The organism is Microbacterium sp. Soil_C_42, from assembly GCF_057656735.1.
The window spans coordinates 1-14,499 of record NZ_JBDGJU010000022.1 but is presented as its reverse complement, the minus strand read 5'-3'; the positions used below and the strand labels follow the sequence as shown (position 1 = coordinate 14,499).

The 14,499-nt window shown below is 65.1% G+C and carries 12 protein-coding genes; 11 read left to right on the top strand and 1 reads right to left on the bottom strand.

The window, feature by feature from the left end; translation table 11 throughout:
- Nucleotides 1-168: 168 nt before the first annotated feature.
- Nucleotides 169-1,023 carry a CPBP family intramembrane glutamic endopeptidase gene (locus tag AC3A46_RS13140; RefSeq protein WP_487665584.1) on the bottom strand — a complete coding sequence of 285 codons (855 nt, stop codon included), beginning with the start codon at nt 1,021-1,023 and terminating at the stop codon, nt 169-171.
- Between the two features lie 33 nt (nt 1,024-1,056).
- Here AC3A46_RS13140 and AC3A46_RS13135 point away from each other — a divergent pair, with 33 nt between their 5' ends.
- The 11 genes from AC3A46_RS13135 (at nt 1,057) to AC3A46_RS13085 (ending at nt 14,257) form a co-directional block, all read left to right on the top strand.
- Nucleotides 1,057-1,647, top strand: a complete 591-nt coding sequence (locus AC3A46_RS13135; protein WP_487665583.1) for an arsenate reductase/protein-tyrosine-phosphatase family protein — start codon at nt 1,057-1,059, stop codon at nt 1,645-1,647.
- 70 nt (nt 1,648-1,717) lie between these two features.
- A complete protein-coding gene (locus AC3A46_RS13130; protein ID WP_487665582.1) occupies nt 1,718-3,403 on the top strand; it encodes a tyrosine-protein kinase domain-containing protein in 1,686 nt (561 codons plus the stop codon).
- Nucleotides 3,404-3,415: 12 nt separating this feature from the next.
- The gene (locus AC3A46_RS13125) at nt 3,416-4,309 is read left to right on the top strand and encodes a hypothetical protein (protein WP_487665581.1); all 894 of its coding nucleotides are present in this window, start codon (nt 3,416-3,418) and stop codon (nt 4,307-4,309) included.
- A 221-nt stretch (nt 4,310-4,530) separates the two neighbouring features.
- A complete protein-coding gene (locus AC3A46_RS13120) occupies nt 4,531-6,192 on the top strand; it encodes a sugar transferase (protein ID WP_487665580.1) in 1,662 nt (553 codons plus the stop codon).
- A 52-nt stretch (nt 6,193-6,244) separates the two neighbouring features.
- Nucleotides 6,245-7,348 carry a glycosyltransferase gene (locus AC3A46_RS13115; protein WP_487665579.1) on the top strand — a complete coding sequence of 368 codons (1,104 nt, stop codon included), beginning with the start codon at nt 6,245-6,247 and terminating at the stop codon, nt 7,346-7,348.
- Between the two features lie 23 nt (nt 7,349-7,371).
- On the top strand, nt 7,372-8,511 hold the full coding sequence (locus AC3A46_RS13110) for a glycosyltransferase (RefSeq protein ID WP_487665578.1): 1,140 nt from the start codon (nt 7,372-7,374) through the stop codon (nt 8,509-8,511).
- Nucleotides 8,439-9,419: a glycosyltransferase gene (locus AC3A46_RS13105; protein WP_487665577.1), complete on the top strand. Its 981-nt coding sequence runs from the start codon at nt 8,439-8,441 to the stop codon at nt 9,417-9,419. Before AC3A46_RS13110 ends, AC3A46_RS13105 begins: the two co-directional genes overlap by 73 nt.
- Nucleotides 9,416-10,492, top strand: coding sequence for a glycosyltransferase family 4 protein (locus tag AC3A46_RS13100; RefSeq protein ID WP_487665576.1), 1,077 nt, complete (start codon nt 9,416-9,418; stop codon nt 10,490-10,492). Before AC3A46_RS13105 ends, AC3A46_RS13100 begins: the two co-directional genes overlap by 4 nt.
- A 78-nt stretch (nt 10,493-10,570) precedes the next feature.
- Nucleotides 10,571-11,842: an oligosaccharide flippase family protein gene (locus tag AC3A46_RS13095; RefSeq protein ID WP_487665575.1), complete on the top strand. Its 1,272-nt coding sequence runs from the start codon at nt 10,571-10,573 to the stop codon at nt 11,840-11,842.
- 275 nt (nt 11,843-12,117) lie between these two features.
- On the top strand, nt 12,118-12,690 hold the full coding sequence (locus tag AC3A46_RS13090) for a hypothetical protein (protein ID WP_487665574.1): 573 nt from the start codon (nt 12,118-12,120) through the stop codon (nt 12,688-12,690).
- 331 nt (nt 12,691-13,021) lie between these two features.
- Entirely contained in the window at nt 13,022-14,257 is a 1,236-nt protein-coding gene (locus AC3A46_RS13085) for a hypothetical protein (protein WP_487665573.1), read from the top strand.
- Nucleotides 14,258-14,499: the final 242 nt, after the last annotated feature.

Genomic DNA, 14,499 nt, shown 5'->3' with positions numbered 1-14,499 from the left:
CGTCATCGGCGGAAATTTCGTGTCGGCAAACGTTCGCCCGAGGGGCCGACCCGTGACACGTTATCGCATTCTGAGAGTTCAATGAGAGGCTCGGAGTTTCCAGAAGGTAACAAGTTGTAGCGTTTGTCCCCCCTTTGGGGGACAAAACCGAGCGATCTGCGCAGGGACCTAGGTCATTGCGCTCGCGAGCACCGCCAGCGCGACGTACGAGGCGTTGTAGACGACGTGTACCAACACCGCGCCCCAGATGCGGCCGGTCAGCAGCACGAGCAGCGCGCACACCAGCCCGAGAAGCGACAGCGAGACGACGCCGCTCACCTCCGCGGCGCCCGAGATCCCGTGCATCACCACGAACAGCGCCGTCGACCCGAGCGCGGCCACCATCCCGGCCGTGAGCTTGCCGAACGGCCGGCGCAGCACCGTGTACAGCGACACCAGCACGACGGCGCGAAAGAAGGACTCCTCCACCACCGGCGCCACGACCACGGGCCCGACGACGTCGACGACCATCGACGACAGCGGAATCGACCCGCCCACCTGCACGAGGCCCGGCCACTCCGCCGGGGTCCCGTCGAGCCCCTCGATCCATCCCTGCGTCGTGCGCAGCAGCGCGCCGAGCACGACCCCGTACAGCACATCCACCGCGCGCAGCCGCAGCAGCCCGATCGGGCGCGACCGGGTGAAGGCCCACACGATGGGCAGCAGCATCCCGATCCAGACGATGGCGGTGGCGGATGCTGCGGCCCACGGCGAATCCCACACCGCGGCGATGAGCGACCCGAGCAGCACGCCGGCGCCGAGCGAGATCAGCGCGATCGCCAGCAGGCCTTCGCGCCACCGGTAGACGGTGCGCCCGCCGAGCCGCCAGTCCATGCGCGCCTCGTGCGAAGACCGCCGCGAGCGACGCGGCGCGGCATCCTCCTCGGGCGCCGGCTCCGCAGCAACCCCGGCCGACGAACCCGCCGGCGGCTGCAGCGACCACAGGTCGACCGTGGGTGCGGCGTCGCTAGGCTGGTCGGGCACGCGCCTACGTTACCCGCCCCGTGGAGGCCCCTCTTGTTCGACATCCTCACGGTGTGCACGGGCAACATCTGCCGCTCGCCCCTCGCCGAGCAGCTGCTGCGCGCCCGTCTGGCCTGCCTTGCGCCGCACGTCGCGAGCGCCGGCACGCGTGGCCTGGCCGCCGCGCCGATGACTCCCGAGGCCGCGCACATCGCCGAGGCGCTGGGCGTTCCGGCGTCCGAGACGGCCGAGCATCGGTCGCGGTTCCTCACCGAGCAGCACCTCGTGGCGCCCGACCTCATCCTCGCGATGACCCGCGAGCACCGCCGTGCGATCGCCGAGCTGGCGCCGTCGCGCCTGCGCTCCACGTTCACGATCCGCGAGTTCGCGCGCATCGCCGCCGCAGTGCCCGAAGACGAGGTCAGGGCGGCGACGGATGCTGCCCCCTCCCCCTCCGAGAAGCTCAGGGCGGCAGCATCCGTGATCGCGTCTTATCGGGGTCTCGTGCCGCCGCCGGAGGACCCGGCCGACGACGATGTGATCGACCCGTACCGGCGGCCGTGGGAGACGTACCTGCTGTCGGCGCGGCAGCTCGAACCCGCCGTGACAGCGGTCGCGGCGACGGTGCGGCTGGCCGTGGCGTAACGCTTTCCGGGCCGCGACCTGGCCCTGTGGAAGAATGCACGGAGCACACCGGCACCCCGCGAGAGGCGACATGGAGCTCACTGACTACATCCGGATCCTCCGCAAGAACTGGGTGATCATCGTGGTCGCCACCCTGGTGGGGATCGGAATCGCAGCGGCCTGGTCGCTCACCCGCACCCCCCAGTACGAGGCGCAGAGCACGGTCTTCGTGTCGACCCAATCGGGGTCGACGATCCAGGATCTGCAGCAGGGGTCGAACTTCACGCAGGCCCGCGTGCAGACCTATACCAACCTCGTCACGACCCCCATCGTCATGAACCCGGTGATCGCCGAGCTCGAGCTCGGCACGACCGCGGCCGAGCTGTCGGCCCAGATCGAGGCATCCGCCGCTCTCAACACGACCCTCATCACGATCACCGTGACCGGCCCTGATCCGGTGCAGGCTGCCGATGTCGCGAATGCCCTCGGCGCGTCGCTGACCTCGGTCGTCGAGCGGCTCGAGACGCCGAACGGCACCGACACGAGCCCGGTGCGTCTGGAGCGCGTGAAGGACGCCCTGCCGCCGCTCGAGCCGTCGAGCCCGAACGTTCCTCTCAACCTGGCGCTGGGTGCGCTGGTGGGTCTCGCGATCGGCATCGGCGTGGCGGTGCTGCGCGCGGTGCTCGACACGCGCATCCGCACGCCGCGCGACGTGGAGCAGGTCACCGACCGCCCGCTCATCGGCGCGATCGCCTTCGACCCGAAGGCCAAGGAGCGCCCGCTCATCGTGCACGCCGACCCGCTCAGCCCGCGGGCGGAGTCGTTCCGCGCGATGCGCACGAACCTGCAGTTCCTCGAGACCGACGAGGGCCGCGCGTCGTACGTCATCACCTCGAGCGTGCCGAGCGAGGGCAAGTCGACCACGACCATCAACCTCGCGATCGCCCTGGCCGACGCCGGCAAGCGCGTCGCGCTGCTCGACACCGATCTGCGCAAGCCGAAGGTGGCCGAGTACCTCGGCATCGAGGGTGGCGCCGGTCTCACCGACGTGCTGATCGGCCGCGCGCGCCTGGCCGACGTGATGCTCCCCTGGGGAAACCGCAGCCTCTACGTGCTGCCGGCAGGCAAGATCCCGCCGAACCCGAGCGAGCTGCTCGGCTCGAAGAGCATGCTCCAGCTGCTCGAGGCCCTCGAGCGCGATGTCGACATCGTGCTCTGCGACGCTCCTCCCCTGCTTCCGGTGACGGATGCTGCGATCCTCGCGAAGGCGACCAGCGGGGCGATCCTCGTGGTCAGCGCCGGCCACACCAACCGCCACCAGCTGTCGGGGGCAGTCGACGCGCTGAACACCGCCGGCGCGCACATCGCGGGTGTCGCGATGACGATGGTGCCGACGCGGGGCCCGGACTCGTACGCGTACGGCTACGGGTACGGCACGTACGGGTACGGCTACGTCGAAGAGAAGCCGGCGAAGAAGGCCAAGAAGACGAAGGCTGCGCCGGCCCAAGCGCCCGCACAGCCGGTCACCCAACCGCTCGTTGAGCGAGCGAAGCGAGTCGAAACGCCCCGCACCCCCGCACAACCGGTCACCCAACCGCTCGTTGAGCGAGCGAAGCGAGTCGAAACGCCCCAGGCCTCGGCGGTGCGCTCGATCCCGGCAACCGACCAGCCCGGTCAGGCTCAGGCGGCCCCCGACTCCGGCCTGACGATCGACGACATCATCCGCCAGGCGGGTGGGGCGTCGACGGCGCCCGGTCGCAACGATCCGCTTCCCTGACCCGGGCCCTCGATGCAACGACTGGGCGCCGCGAGATGGGTCGCGATCGCGGGAATCGCCGTGCTCGTCGCCGCGGTCGCGGTGCTCGTGTGGGCCGCGCTGCAGCACGCCAACCCCGAGTCGACGAGCGGTGAGGCGCAGCCGGTCCCCACGTTCACTCTCGGCGCGGAGGCTCCCACCCCGACCCCGACGCCGACTCAGACCGCGGTGGCCCTCGAGCAGACCCGCTTCCTCGCGATCGGGTCTGAGGTCTGGTGGCGGGCGACGCAGGGGTCGTGCACAGGCCCCGCGCCGGTCGTGGAGCGTTCGTACGACCAGGGCGAGACCTGGGCCGACGTGACCCCCGCCTACCTCGGCATCGCCCAGGTGCAGACACTCGAGGCCTTCTCGGCCCGCGACGCCGAGCTGGTGGCGGCGATGGCCGGCTGCGAGCCTGAAGCGCTGCGCACGTATACACGGGGTGAGTTCTGGGACTCGTACCCCGACGTGCTCGCCGCGTCGCGGTACATCGACCCGCGTGATGCGGGTTCGGTGCACCTGCCGTCAGGCCCCGTGCCGGCTCCATGCCCCGAAGCGTTCGGACTCCATGCCTTCGGCGACATAGTCGCGCTCGTGTGCGATGAGCGGGCGTGGTCGTGGTCGGGCGACGAGTGGGTCGCGCTATCTCCCGAGCGTGTACTGGCGGTGGTGATCGACGACGGCGACGTACTCGTGGCCCACCGCGCCGACGACTGCACCGGCGTCGCGGTGTCTCGCGTGGCTGCGGTCACTACGGATTCCGCGTCCATCATCGGCTGCGCCGAAAGCACGGATCCTGCGTCGCCAGCCGCGATTGCAGCCATCGGCGATGACGTCATCGTGTGGTCTGGCGAGAGTCTGTCGAGCATCGCCACCACCGGTCGTTGAGCGAGCGAGGAACGAGCGAGTCGAAACGCGTTGGGGATCCGAGCAACGCCGGCCCCGCCATTCCCTTGAGCGAATCTTGAGCCTGCATGCCACGCGACGAAACATGGCTCAGGGGAGGATGAGAGGTCTCTCATAATGGGAGGGCGTTTCCCCTTCACCCCAGGAATCGGATGCCGACGTCGTATATTCCCCCGCAGCGCCCTACTGGTACTCTGCCCCTGGTGGTCGGGAAATCCACCGCAAAGCGAGAAGGCATCGTGACGTCGAATCCCCAGATCGACGCGCCAACGGAGTCGCCGCCCCATCCCCAGGCCCGGGCAGCCGCTCCTTCGGCGTCCCCTTCCGCGGCGCCCGATCCAACCTCCCCTGCCGCCGCTGAGCGAGCGAGGGACTCTGGAGACGAAACGCCCCTGGCCTCCGAGCAACCTCTGGCCCATGTCAACCGCCCCGCTCCTTGGCGCCGCCACTACGCCACCCGCCTGTGGGTTAGTGACCTCCTCGTCCTGATCTGGGTGGTCTACGGCACGCAGCTTCTCTGGTTCGGCTGGGGCAACGCTCAAGTCGACATGCGGGCGGATTCACGGTTCAACGAGCTCTCGTACTGGGCCTTCTCCGCCGTCGTAGTCATCGCCTGGATGTGGGCACTCTCGCTGATTGATTCCCGCGATCACCGCATCATTGGGGCCGGGAACACCGAGTATGTGCGCGTAGCCCGAGCGAGCTTCACGTTCTTCGGCGCCATCGCGATCCTGGCTTTCCTCTTCCGAGTCGACGTCGCCCGCGGTTATCTCCTCATCGCGCTTCCGCTCGGAATTTTCGTGCTGCTGCTCGAACGGTTTCTATGGCGACAGTGGCTCGTGGCACATCGGTCCCTAGGCCAGTACTCCGCGAAAGTGCTGCTCGTGGGCTCGGCTGACTCTGTGGCCTCCATCGCCCACGAGCTGCATCGGTCCCCGACAGCCGGATATGACGTCGTTGGAGCCTGCGTCCCCACGGGCAAGGTGGCGGACTTCATCCCCGGCACCACGGTGCCTGTGATGGGGAACGTTGACAACATCGAGCGCGCTATCGCGGCTACGGGTGCCGACACTGTTGCGGTCACCAGTACCGACGACCTGCCTCCGGCGAAGGTAAAGCAGATTTCCTGGGCGCTCGAATCGGGTCGGCAGCACCTCGTCCTCGCGCCGAGCATCATCGACATAGCGGGCCCGCGAATCCACACCCGACCGGTGGCCGGGCTTCCGCTCATCCATGTTGAGACGCCGAAGTTCTCGCGGGGACAGCGTTTCGCTAAGCGAAGCTTCGACATCTTTACGTCGGCGGTCCTCATCCTTGTCTCGTCGCCGTTGCTGATCGGCGTTGCCGTGGCTGTCAAGCTCAGCGGTCCCGGGCCACTGCTTTTCAAGCAAGAGCGCATCGGCCGTCGAGGTGAGCCCTTCAACATGTTGAAGTTCCGTTCGATGCGGGTTGGTGCAGACAAAGAACTGAGCGCGCTGCTCGCAGCCCAGGGCACTAGTCAGACACCCCTCTTCAAGGTCCAGAACGACCCTCGGATTACTCCGGTCGGGAGGTTCATCCGCAAGTACTCGCTCGACGAGCTACCCCAGTTCTTAAACGTCCTCGGCGGATCGATGAGTTTGGTCGGCCCACGTCCTCAAATCGCCGCCGAAGTCGCCCTCTACAGTGACGCCGCGCGACGTCGACTCCTCACTCGCCCAGGCATCACGGGACTCTGGCAAGTGAGCGGCCGTTCGACGCTCGGCTGGGAGGACGCCGTACGACTTGACCTCTACTACGTCGAAAACTGGTCGCTCGCGGGCGACGTTGTGATTCTGGCGAAGACTGCGCAGGCAGTGATTGCGCCCGGAGCTTCAGCGCACTGAAACCGCCAACGGGCAGTCCGACTCAACGAGACAACTACGAGACTAAAGCGCGATGACATTCAACAAACCTGCCCTCATAATTGCTGTCCTAGGTCTGGCATTGTTTCTCGCGACCGCGGCACTCCCGAGAATGCTTGCGCAATTGGAGCGCTTCAGTCGCCGTGATTTGCAAGTTCGGCACCCCCCTCACCTTGCGGAAGCACCCTCAATCGAGGTAGTAATCCCGTCGTACCTCGAGGCCAGCGTCATCTCGGACAAGATCTCCTCCACGCGACTCGCCCTCCGCGATTGGCCCGGGGGCAGCAGCATTACCGTGGTTGCGAGTGACGACGCAACGGCCGCTGCCGCTCGTGACGCCGACAGCGTACTAAGGCTTCCGCGGTCCGGCAAAGCAGCCGCCTGCAACGCAGGCGTCGCGTCCAGTTCGGCGGAAATAGTCGTCCTTACCGACGCGAACTGTGCAATCGAGCCAGAGACATGGCCTGAAGATACCGTTGAACTGCTCCGAGAATGGCACCTTGTCTCTGCTAACAAGGTCGAGGTCGGCGGTTCCGAAGGTCTCTTCTGGCGGTGGGAACGGCTGACAAAACGACGCGTGTCGACGGGAATTGGGTCGCTCTCCGTGGCCGGTGAGTTTCTTGCGTTCCGCCGCACCGACTACGCGCCCATTCCAACCGATGTGGTTCTAGACGACTTGGCCGTAGCAATGAGTTTCGTCGATGCGGACAAGACCGTGACGGTGGCGCCATCGCTGACAACACGTGAGGCGGCTGTGACGGGCAGAGACCAGCTCGGTCGCCGACGGCGGATCGCGCGCGGCCTTCTGACGGAGATCGGCCCACGATGGCGAGCCCTGCTCGGGACGCGGGAGGGCCGCGCACTCTTGGCGCACAAGATCTATCGGGTCACTATCGGATGCTTTGGATACTGGCTGGCCGTGCTCGCGGCAGGCTTGATCCTTCCTCCCGTGACGCTGGTCCTGCCAATCGCGGTGGCCGGACTGACCGCCCTGTACTTCTTTCCTGCAAGAGTCGCAAAGCCGTTGCTACCCCTCGCCACCATCGCGGGAATGCAGACCATTCCGCTTATTGCTGTTGGAGATGCCCTAGCCGCACGTCGCCGGAGCGACGGAACCTGGGAGAAGGTGGCCCGATGACGCAAAGCCGCAGAGCTCTAGTCGTGACGAAGAACGACTTCACCGGCGAGACCGACGGGGGATCGAAGCGGACTGCTGCCCTGGTCCGCTCGTTGTCGGCACGCGACTTCGCCGTTGACTGGGTGGGGATGCGACCTTACGCAACATCGGTACATGATCCGGCAACGAGTCGGTGGGACAACGCGTGCGCTGCGGCGCGCGGCCTCGGCGCCACCGCCTCCGCACGCAGTCTTTCGACCTTGAAGTGGCACACCGCGAAGGGCGCAGCGATGGTAGCTGCTCTGTCACGAGCGCACGATTACGATGTGGCGATCGTGGAACACAGCCAGCTGGCGTCGCTCCGAGGGGCACTTGTTGCCCGAGTGCTCGTCATGGACACCCATAACGTCGAGGCCGAGTTGCTCGCAAACTACGCAGCAAGTGCCAGAGGCTGGCGATCCAGGGTCGCGGCTTTCGAGTCAAGATCGCTGCGACGGCTCGAGTCCAAGTTTGCTGATGAATTCGACGTAGTCGCCGCCGTGAGCGACCGGGACGCGTCGGCATTCGGAGGGGCGAGCGGAGCCTCGCGCGCACGAGTCGTTGTTGCACCCAATGGCGTTGGAGATGAGTTCTTCACCGTCCGACGCGACCCGGGCTTGGAGGTCGTCTTCATCGGCCACCTGGGGTGGCGACCCAACATCGACGCAGCCAGGTGGCTGGCGCAAGAGGTCTGGCCGCTCGTGCAACAAGAACGCGATGATCTGCGGCTGCGGTTGGTAGGCCGATCACCCGATGCCAGCGTCACGGAACTCCAGGGCGACAACGTCGTCGTGAGTGCAAACGTGCCCTCGGTTCTTCCGTACCTGGCGACCGCAGCTGTGGCTACAGCTCCGCTCCTGTCTGCTGGAGGAACGCGCATCAAGATTCTTGAGGCGCTCGCTTCCGGCACTCCTGTCGTGTCGACGCAGCTCGGGGCGATGGGCTTGGACCACTTGGCTGGCCCGGGTCTACGACTTGCAGACTCCGCGCCGACGTTTGCAGAGACGCTTCTCAGCGTAATCGCGGCCCCACCTTCCGAGGAGGCTGTGCAGAGCCTCGCGCGGGGCTATGAATGGCCCGTTTCGATGGCGCCGTTGCTGGATGCCATCGAGACTCAGCTTTCAGGCAGTCGGGCTCACGCGTGAGCCAGGGTGTGCCCGTGGTTGCCGCGGTGGTTGTCAATTACCGCTCAAGCGAACACCTAAGGGCGCTCGTAAGATCCCTTGCCCTTGAACCCCTAGCGACGATCTTGGTCTGGGACAACTTCTCAACACGAGACGAGCGCCGAAAGGTAGAAGCGTTAGTGGATTTCGATCCGCGCATTGTCGTTCACGCGAGCGACCGAAACCTGGGATTTGCGGGTGGAGTGAACGGCGCTATCGCCGCACTGGACGACACTCCCGTCGATTACTTCTGGATCCTCAACCCCGATCTAACCGTTACCGCCGGCGCAACGGTTGCCCTCCTCGAGTCCGCCGAGAAGAACGCCCTAGATATTGTCTCGCCCCTCATTCTCTCCCCTTCGAACGACCGCATCTGGTACTCCGGCGGCCGCATCGATACTGCGGCAGGGCGATCTGAGCACTTTCGAATTGGCGAGCCGCGAGGACCGCGCGATGAGGGGACTGAGGAAGTAACATTCGTGAGTGGCGCCGCGCCGCTCGTTTCGAAGTCGGCTTGGGAAGCGCTGCGAGGGTTCTCGGAGCGCTACTTTCTCTACTGCGAAGATGCCGACCTATCCATGCGGGCATCGCGTGCTGGGTTGCGGATGGGCGTCGAACGGTCGGCCGTCACTTACCACGCCGAAGGCGGCTCATCTACTAACGGTAACGGTCCAGGCGAGACCTTCTACTACTACGTGCAACGGAACCGGCTGCTGCTATACGCGCCCTCAACTAGCCGCGCCAACATTCTGCTTGGGCGCGGTTTCATGGAGACGTTACGTCTGCTGGTGTTGCCGTTCCGGCCACTGAATTCGGGGGCCGTCCGCCGGTTCGCCGCCTCAGTTCAGGGGATAATCGATGGTTTGAGAGCTAGGAGCGGACCCCGATGAGCTCTGACCGTTTGCGCATCTACGTCGAAGCACGCACTGCTCACCTGGAGCGCGCACAAAGTGACGGCGCACACTTGATCTTTCTTCGGCAGAGCTACGACTTCGATGAAAATCTCGCGCGAGCGATTGGCGCATTGCGCGTGACCTGGTGGAAGGCTGTGCGCGCCTCATCATCCGCTGCGTACCGATCGGTCGAAGTCAACGAACCCCTCATGCTCGGCGCTTGGCCGCTCCTGCTGGGTATCGCAGGCGGCCGTTGGGTGCGGCAAGCAAGACCCCGACGCTCGCAACCAGCGCTGATCTCGTATGCAATAGAGAACGGCGATGTGGCTTTGTGGCTCAGCACCAAGGCGCGAGTCCCGAGGGCAGTCGCATCGTTGACTGTGCGTCTTATCGGCCGAGTTCTCGCTGGCAGTCTCTCTCGACTCGCGTTCGGATCGGCTGTCGCGGCTCGCACCTACCAAGATGCTATGGGCGGGCCAGCTGGCACGCTGACCATGACCTTTGAGGCTCTCGAACCACCGTGCGACTGTCTGTCTCGCGGGGCCGCGGCCCGTGACGGCGTGCTGTTTCTCGGCTCCTTTGAAGACCGCAAGGGACTACCACAGCTCGTCGATGCTTGGTCCTCAATAGATGCGGCCCACCGACCGAAACTCACCTTGATCGGCAAAGGTCCTCTAATCGATCTCGCCAACGAGGCAGCCGCGCAGGGCGCGCGAGTCTTGATCGATCCGCCTCGCTCGCAGATTCACGAGGAGTTGCGCGCCTCCAAAGTGGTGGTGCTTCTGTCCCAGCCTGCACCGAGATGGCGGGAACAGCTCGGGCTGCCGATCATTGAGGCGCTGTCCCACGGCTGCGAGATTGTCACGACGACAGAAACCGGGCTCGCCAGCTGGCTCAGAGAACATTCGCATCGCGTCCTCCCTCCGTCTTCTCTTACGGCGGACTTTTCAACCGCGATCGCAGAAGCCCACGGATCGGACAGACACCCGGGTGCGATCCTTGACTCGCTCCCGGCCGAAAGCGGCCGCAAGGCCGCGGATCGCTGGCTCGCAGCCGATGATCGCGACTGACCGCGCTATGCCGGCGCACTCCCCCGGCGAATGGACCAGAAGTTGACTACTAACAGCACCCGCGGCGACATGATGCGAGTGGCAGTAGCCAACCTGGCCCCTCCGCTGGCAGCGTTTGCCATCGCACCATTGCTGGCTCAGAGCCTCGGTGTCGACGGTCGCGGCATGGTTTCAGGGGCGACGTCGCTCTTGCTCCTGTTCACTGCGATCGGAACGATCGGGCTCCCGGAGGCCGTAAACTACTTCGTCGCCTCGCGTCACCCGCTTCGAACCAATGCGGCACGGCACGCTGTCTGGATCCTCGGTGTGAGCGGCCTAGTCCTTACGGCCGCGAGCATCTTCGTCGCACCGCTTCTTGCCGACGGAGACGCCCAGCTCGCTCAGCTGATCGTGATTTCATCATTCGCAATTACCCCGACGCTAGTCGTGGGTGCTCTCCGAGGTCTGGCTCAGGGGCTCCAGGCGTGGGGAGTCGTGAATCTTGAGAAGTACATCACATCCAGCGTTCGCCTAGCCGCAATCGCGGCGTTGTTCCTGAGCGCCACCCTCAATCCGCTGACCGCAACCGTCGTTCTTGCTGCCTCGCCCATAGTCGGCGGTCTGGCGTACTTCGCTCTCCTATCGCGGCCCGCCAACCCTGAAACACACTTGGTTGCCCCCATCGAGTTGGCCCGGTATGGGACGCTCATATGGGCCGGATCACTCTCGGGCATTCTCCTCTCCCGCGTCGATCAAGTCTTGATGACCCCGTTGGCTGGGACCTATCAGCTCGGCATCTACACGGTCGCGGTGAGCGTTTCAGAACTGCTCCTCGTCACCAATTCTGCGATTCGGGACGTTCTCTTCTCGGCGGACGCGCGCGGACGAGATGACCGGAGAGTCTATGCAGCGAGCCGCATCTCGTTGTTGACTTCGATAGTCATCGCCGCTCCCATAGCCGCGACCATCACTTGGTGGCTCCCCTGGCTATTTGGAGCCGAGTTTGCGCCCGCGATCCCCGTAGCACTCCTGCTGATGCTGGCTGTCGTCGCGGGGGTGCCCGGGTCCATTGGTGGAGCTTCACTCAGCGCTCGAGGCTATCCGGGTCTGCGGAGTCTCTCGCTTGTGGTGGCCGCCGGGACGAACATCATCGTGTTGGTTTGGCTCACCCCCTCGTTGGGCGCAGTCGGAGCCGCGCTCGCGACACTTATTGGCAACGTCATCGCTGCCAACCTCAACCTGGTCTTCCTACGCCGGCATTTTGGGATGAGGGTTGCACCCTTCTACGCCGTCCATTGGCAAGACATCAAACTACTTGCTCGGAGCTTCGCCGCACTTGTTGGTCGACGCGCAGAAAATGGTGCCAGCTGAACATGTCCCGTGTCATCGATTCAACAACGCGAGCACTCCTCGTCGCCAAGTACACGGTGCGGAATGTGCTCTCACGGAAGCGGGTAACAGGCGACCTAGACGTAACAGTGAGCCTGACGTCTTATGGCCAGCGAATGCGGACTGTGTATCTCGCCATTGAGTCGATCGCGTCTGGATCATCACGCCCGAGCAGGCTCATCCTCTGGTTGAGTCCTCCGGAGAGTGACCTGCGCCTTCCTCGATCGTTGGTGCGACTCCAACGGCGAGGGCTCGAGGTGCGCCGTACGCCCGATTTCGGTCCGCACAAGAAGTACTTCCCCTACGTCGCCTCGCAGGATCAGTTCTCCACACCTCTAGTCACCGCCGACGATGATGTCTTCTACCCTCGCTGGTGGCTTGGCTCCATGTACGACCGATCGATCGAGTGCCCTAATGCGGTGATTGCGCACCGCGCTCACAGAGTGACACTCGTGGAGGGCGACACACTCAGCATCGCGCCGTACTCCGCTTGGCAACCGACGCGTGGCCAAGATCCCTCGTTTCGCAACTTCGCCACCGGCGTGTCCGGGGTCCTCTATCCCCCGCCGCTCTTGGCGCGGATCAGGGACGCCGGAACTGGGTTCGAGGCCGTGGCACGTCGCGCTGATGATGTTTGGCTGCACGCCCAAGCCATCAAAGCCGGCCATAGGATCGCGCAAGTAGCCGCAACTGGGAGCGACTTTCTATCGATCCCCCTGACCTTCCAGGTAAGCCTGTTCCGCGAGAATGTGGCTGGTGGGGGCAACGATGAGCAAATCAAGGCGACCTACAGCGACGAGATGATCACGGTTCTCCACGAGTCGGGTTGACTCCGCTAACGCCTACGCCTATTGCGAACATCGACTGATTCAAGCGCACGTACATCGTGCAGTCGAACCGGAACGCCGAGATCATGCTGCAGGGTCGCCCGCTCCACGCCGCGATCGCGGCGGAGCCGATGGCGCCGAGCACGCCGCCGACAATGAGGCAATGCCGAGCGCATCTTCGGGTGCGAGCAAGATGTGGACCATGATCCCGGAACACAGTCCGCGTAAGCGGAAGCCTAGTAGGACGCCTCCCCGCGGGGACAGCACGCGGCTCGGTCTTGTCGCCATGCGCAACGTTCTAGGTGCGGCGGGAAAGCCGCCTAGGATTACGGCTGTGGCGACCCTGACCGAAACCCTTGTTGTCGGTCAGGCCAAGCGCATCCGGCGCGCAGCCGCGGTCTTCGGCTTCCTCGCGATCGCGACACAGCGCCTCGGCTTCGAGGCTGCAGGCGGTGTAGTCGCCGTGACGAGCATCCTCGCCCTCATCATGCTGGTATGGGCGGCGGTGCAGGCGGACGTCCGCGTGTCGTCCTCGGGGCTGTTGCTCTTCCTCGGCATCTCTGCCACCGCGTTCATCTCGACGATGGCCGCGGAGGCGCCGTCTGTGTCGTCGCTGCTGTTCTTTCTAGCCACTTACGCCGTCGTGCTCCTTCAGCTGCACGACCGCCTCGGGGTAGGCATGGCCTTCTTTCGAGGCGCTGTCGCGGCGATCACCGTGGCCGCCGCGCTCGGCCTCGTCCAGTACGTGTGGCAGCAGGTCGGGCGAGGGTACCTCGACCCGGTGGGCCTTCTCCCACCCTCGATAGTCCGAAGCGATTTCAACACTTACTACGACCTCGAGTGGGCCGGCGGGCGCGCCGGCGAGTTCAAGCCGAACGGCGTGATCTTGCTTGAGCCGTCGTTCCTTTCGCTCTTCACGGCGATCGCCATGGTGTACGTTGCGACTCTGCTTTTCCGGAAGGACCGGACGCGGACCGCATGGCTGATCGTGTGGATACTCACCCTTTCCGGAGCGTTCGCGGTCTCTGCATCGGCATCGGGCTTCGTGGTCCTCGGAGCTGCTGCACTGCCCCTCCTGTTTCAGGCGAGACGGAATCTGGCTGCCATCGCTGCGCTGGCTGTCGCGGTCCTCATCATGTGGCAGTTCGGCGTGTTCGACTCGGTCTTCGCGAAGCTCAACGAGGGAGTCGGCAGCGGCGGTTCTTCGACCGCGCTGCGGCTGACGAGGCCATACGAGTTGCTCACCCCGTATTGGCTGGAGTCACCGTTTTTCGGGCATGGCCCGGGCGCCGCGTCGCACTACATCGCCGAGTTCGGCGTCCCCGGCCTGCAGGCATCGACGCTCATGAAGCTGCTCGTTGAGTACGGGCTCGCGGGCGCGATTCTCCTAGCACTAGCGGTTATCCGCGCGCTCCGCGGCTCGACAGCACCCGCGCCGCTGACGCTCGCCTTCCTGGCGGCGTGGCTCGTGCCTGCGGAGGCTCTCCTGAATGCGACGTTGGTGACCCTCGTGTTCTTCGTGATCCCGCACTGGGCGAAGACAAGATCTACGAAAGTGAACGACAGCTAGGCAGTCGTCCGCTCCCAATCCGCCCGCGAGCTCGCTTCGTTGCAGAAGATGCGTCGGTTGCTTCGATCGCCTGACAGAGGTGGCGCGACCGCTCCGCATTACTCGCAGGGCGCTTCCTCGTTCAGGTCGGCGCCGCGAATGAACCGGTGCACCGTGCGGCTTAGATGTGATGTCCAGGCAGGTTGTTGAGTCTGCTGAAGGGTGGGGCTCCGATGGCGGAGTGGCGCCTGTGCTGATTGTAG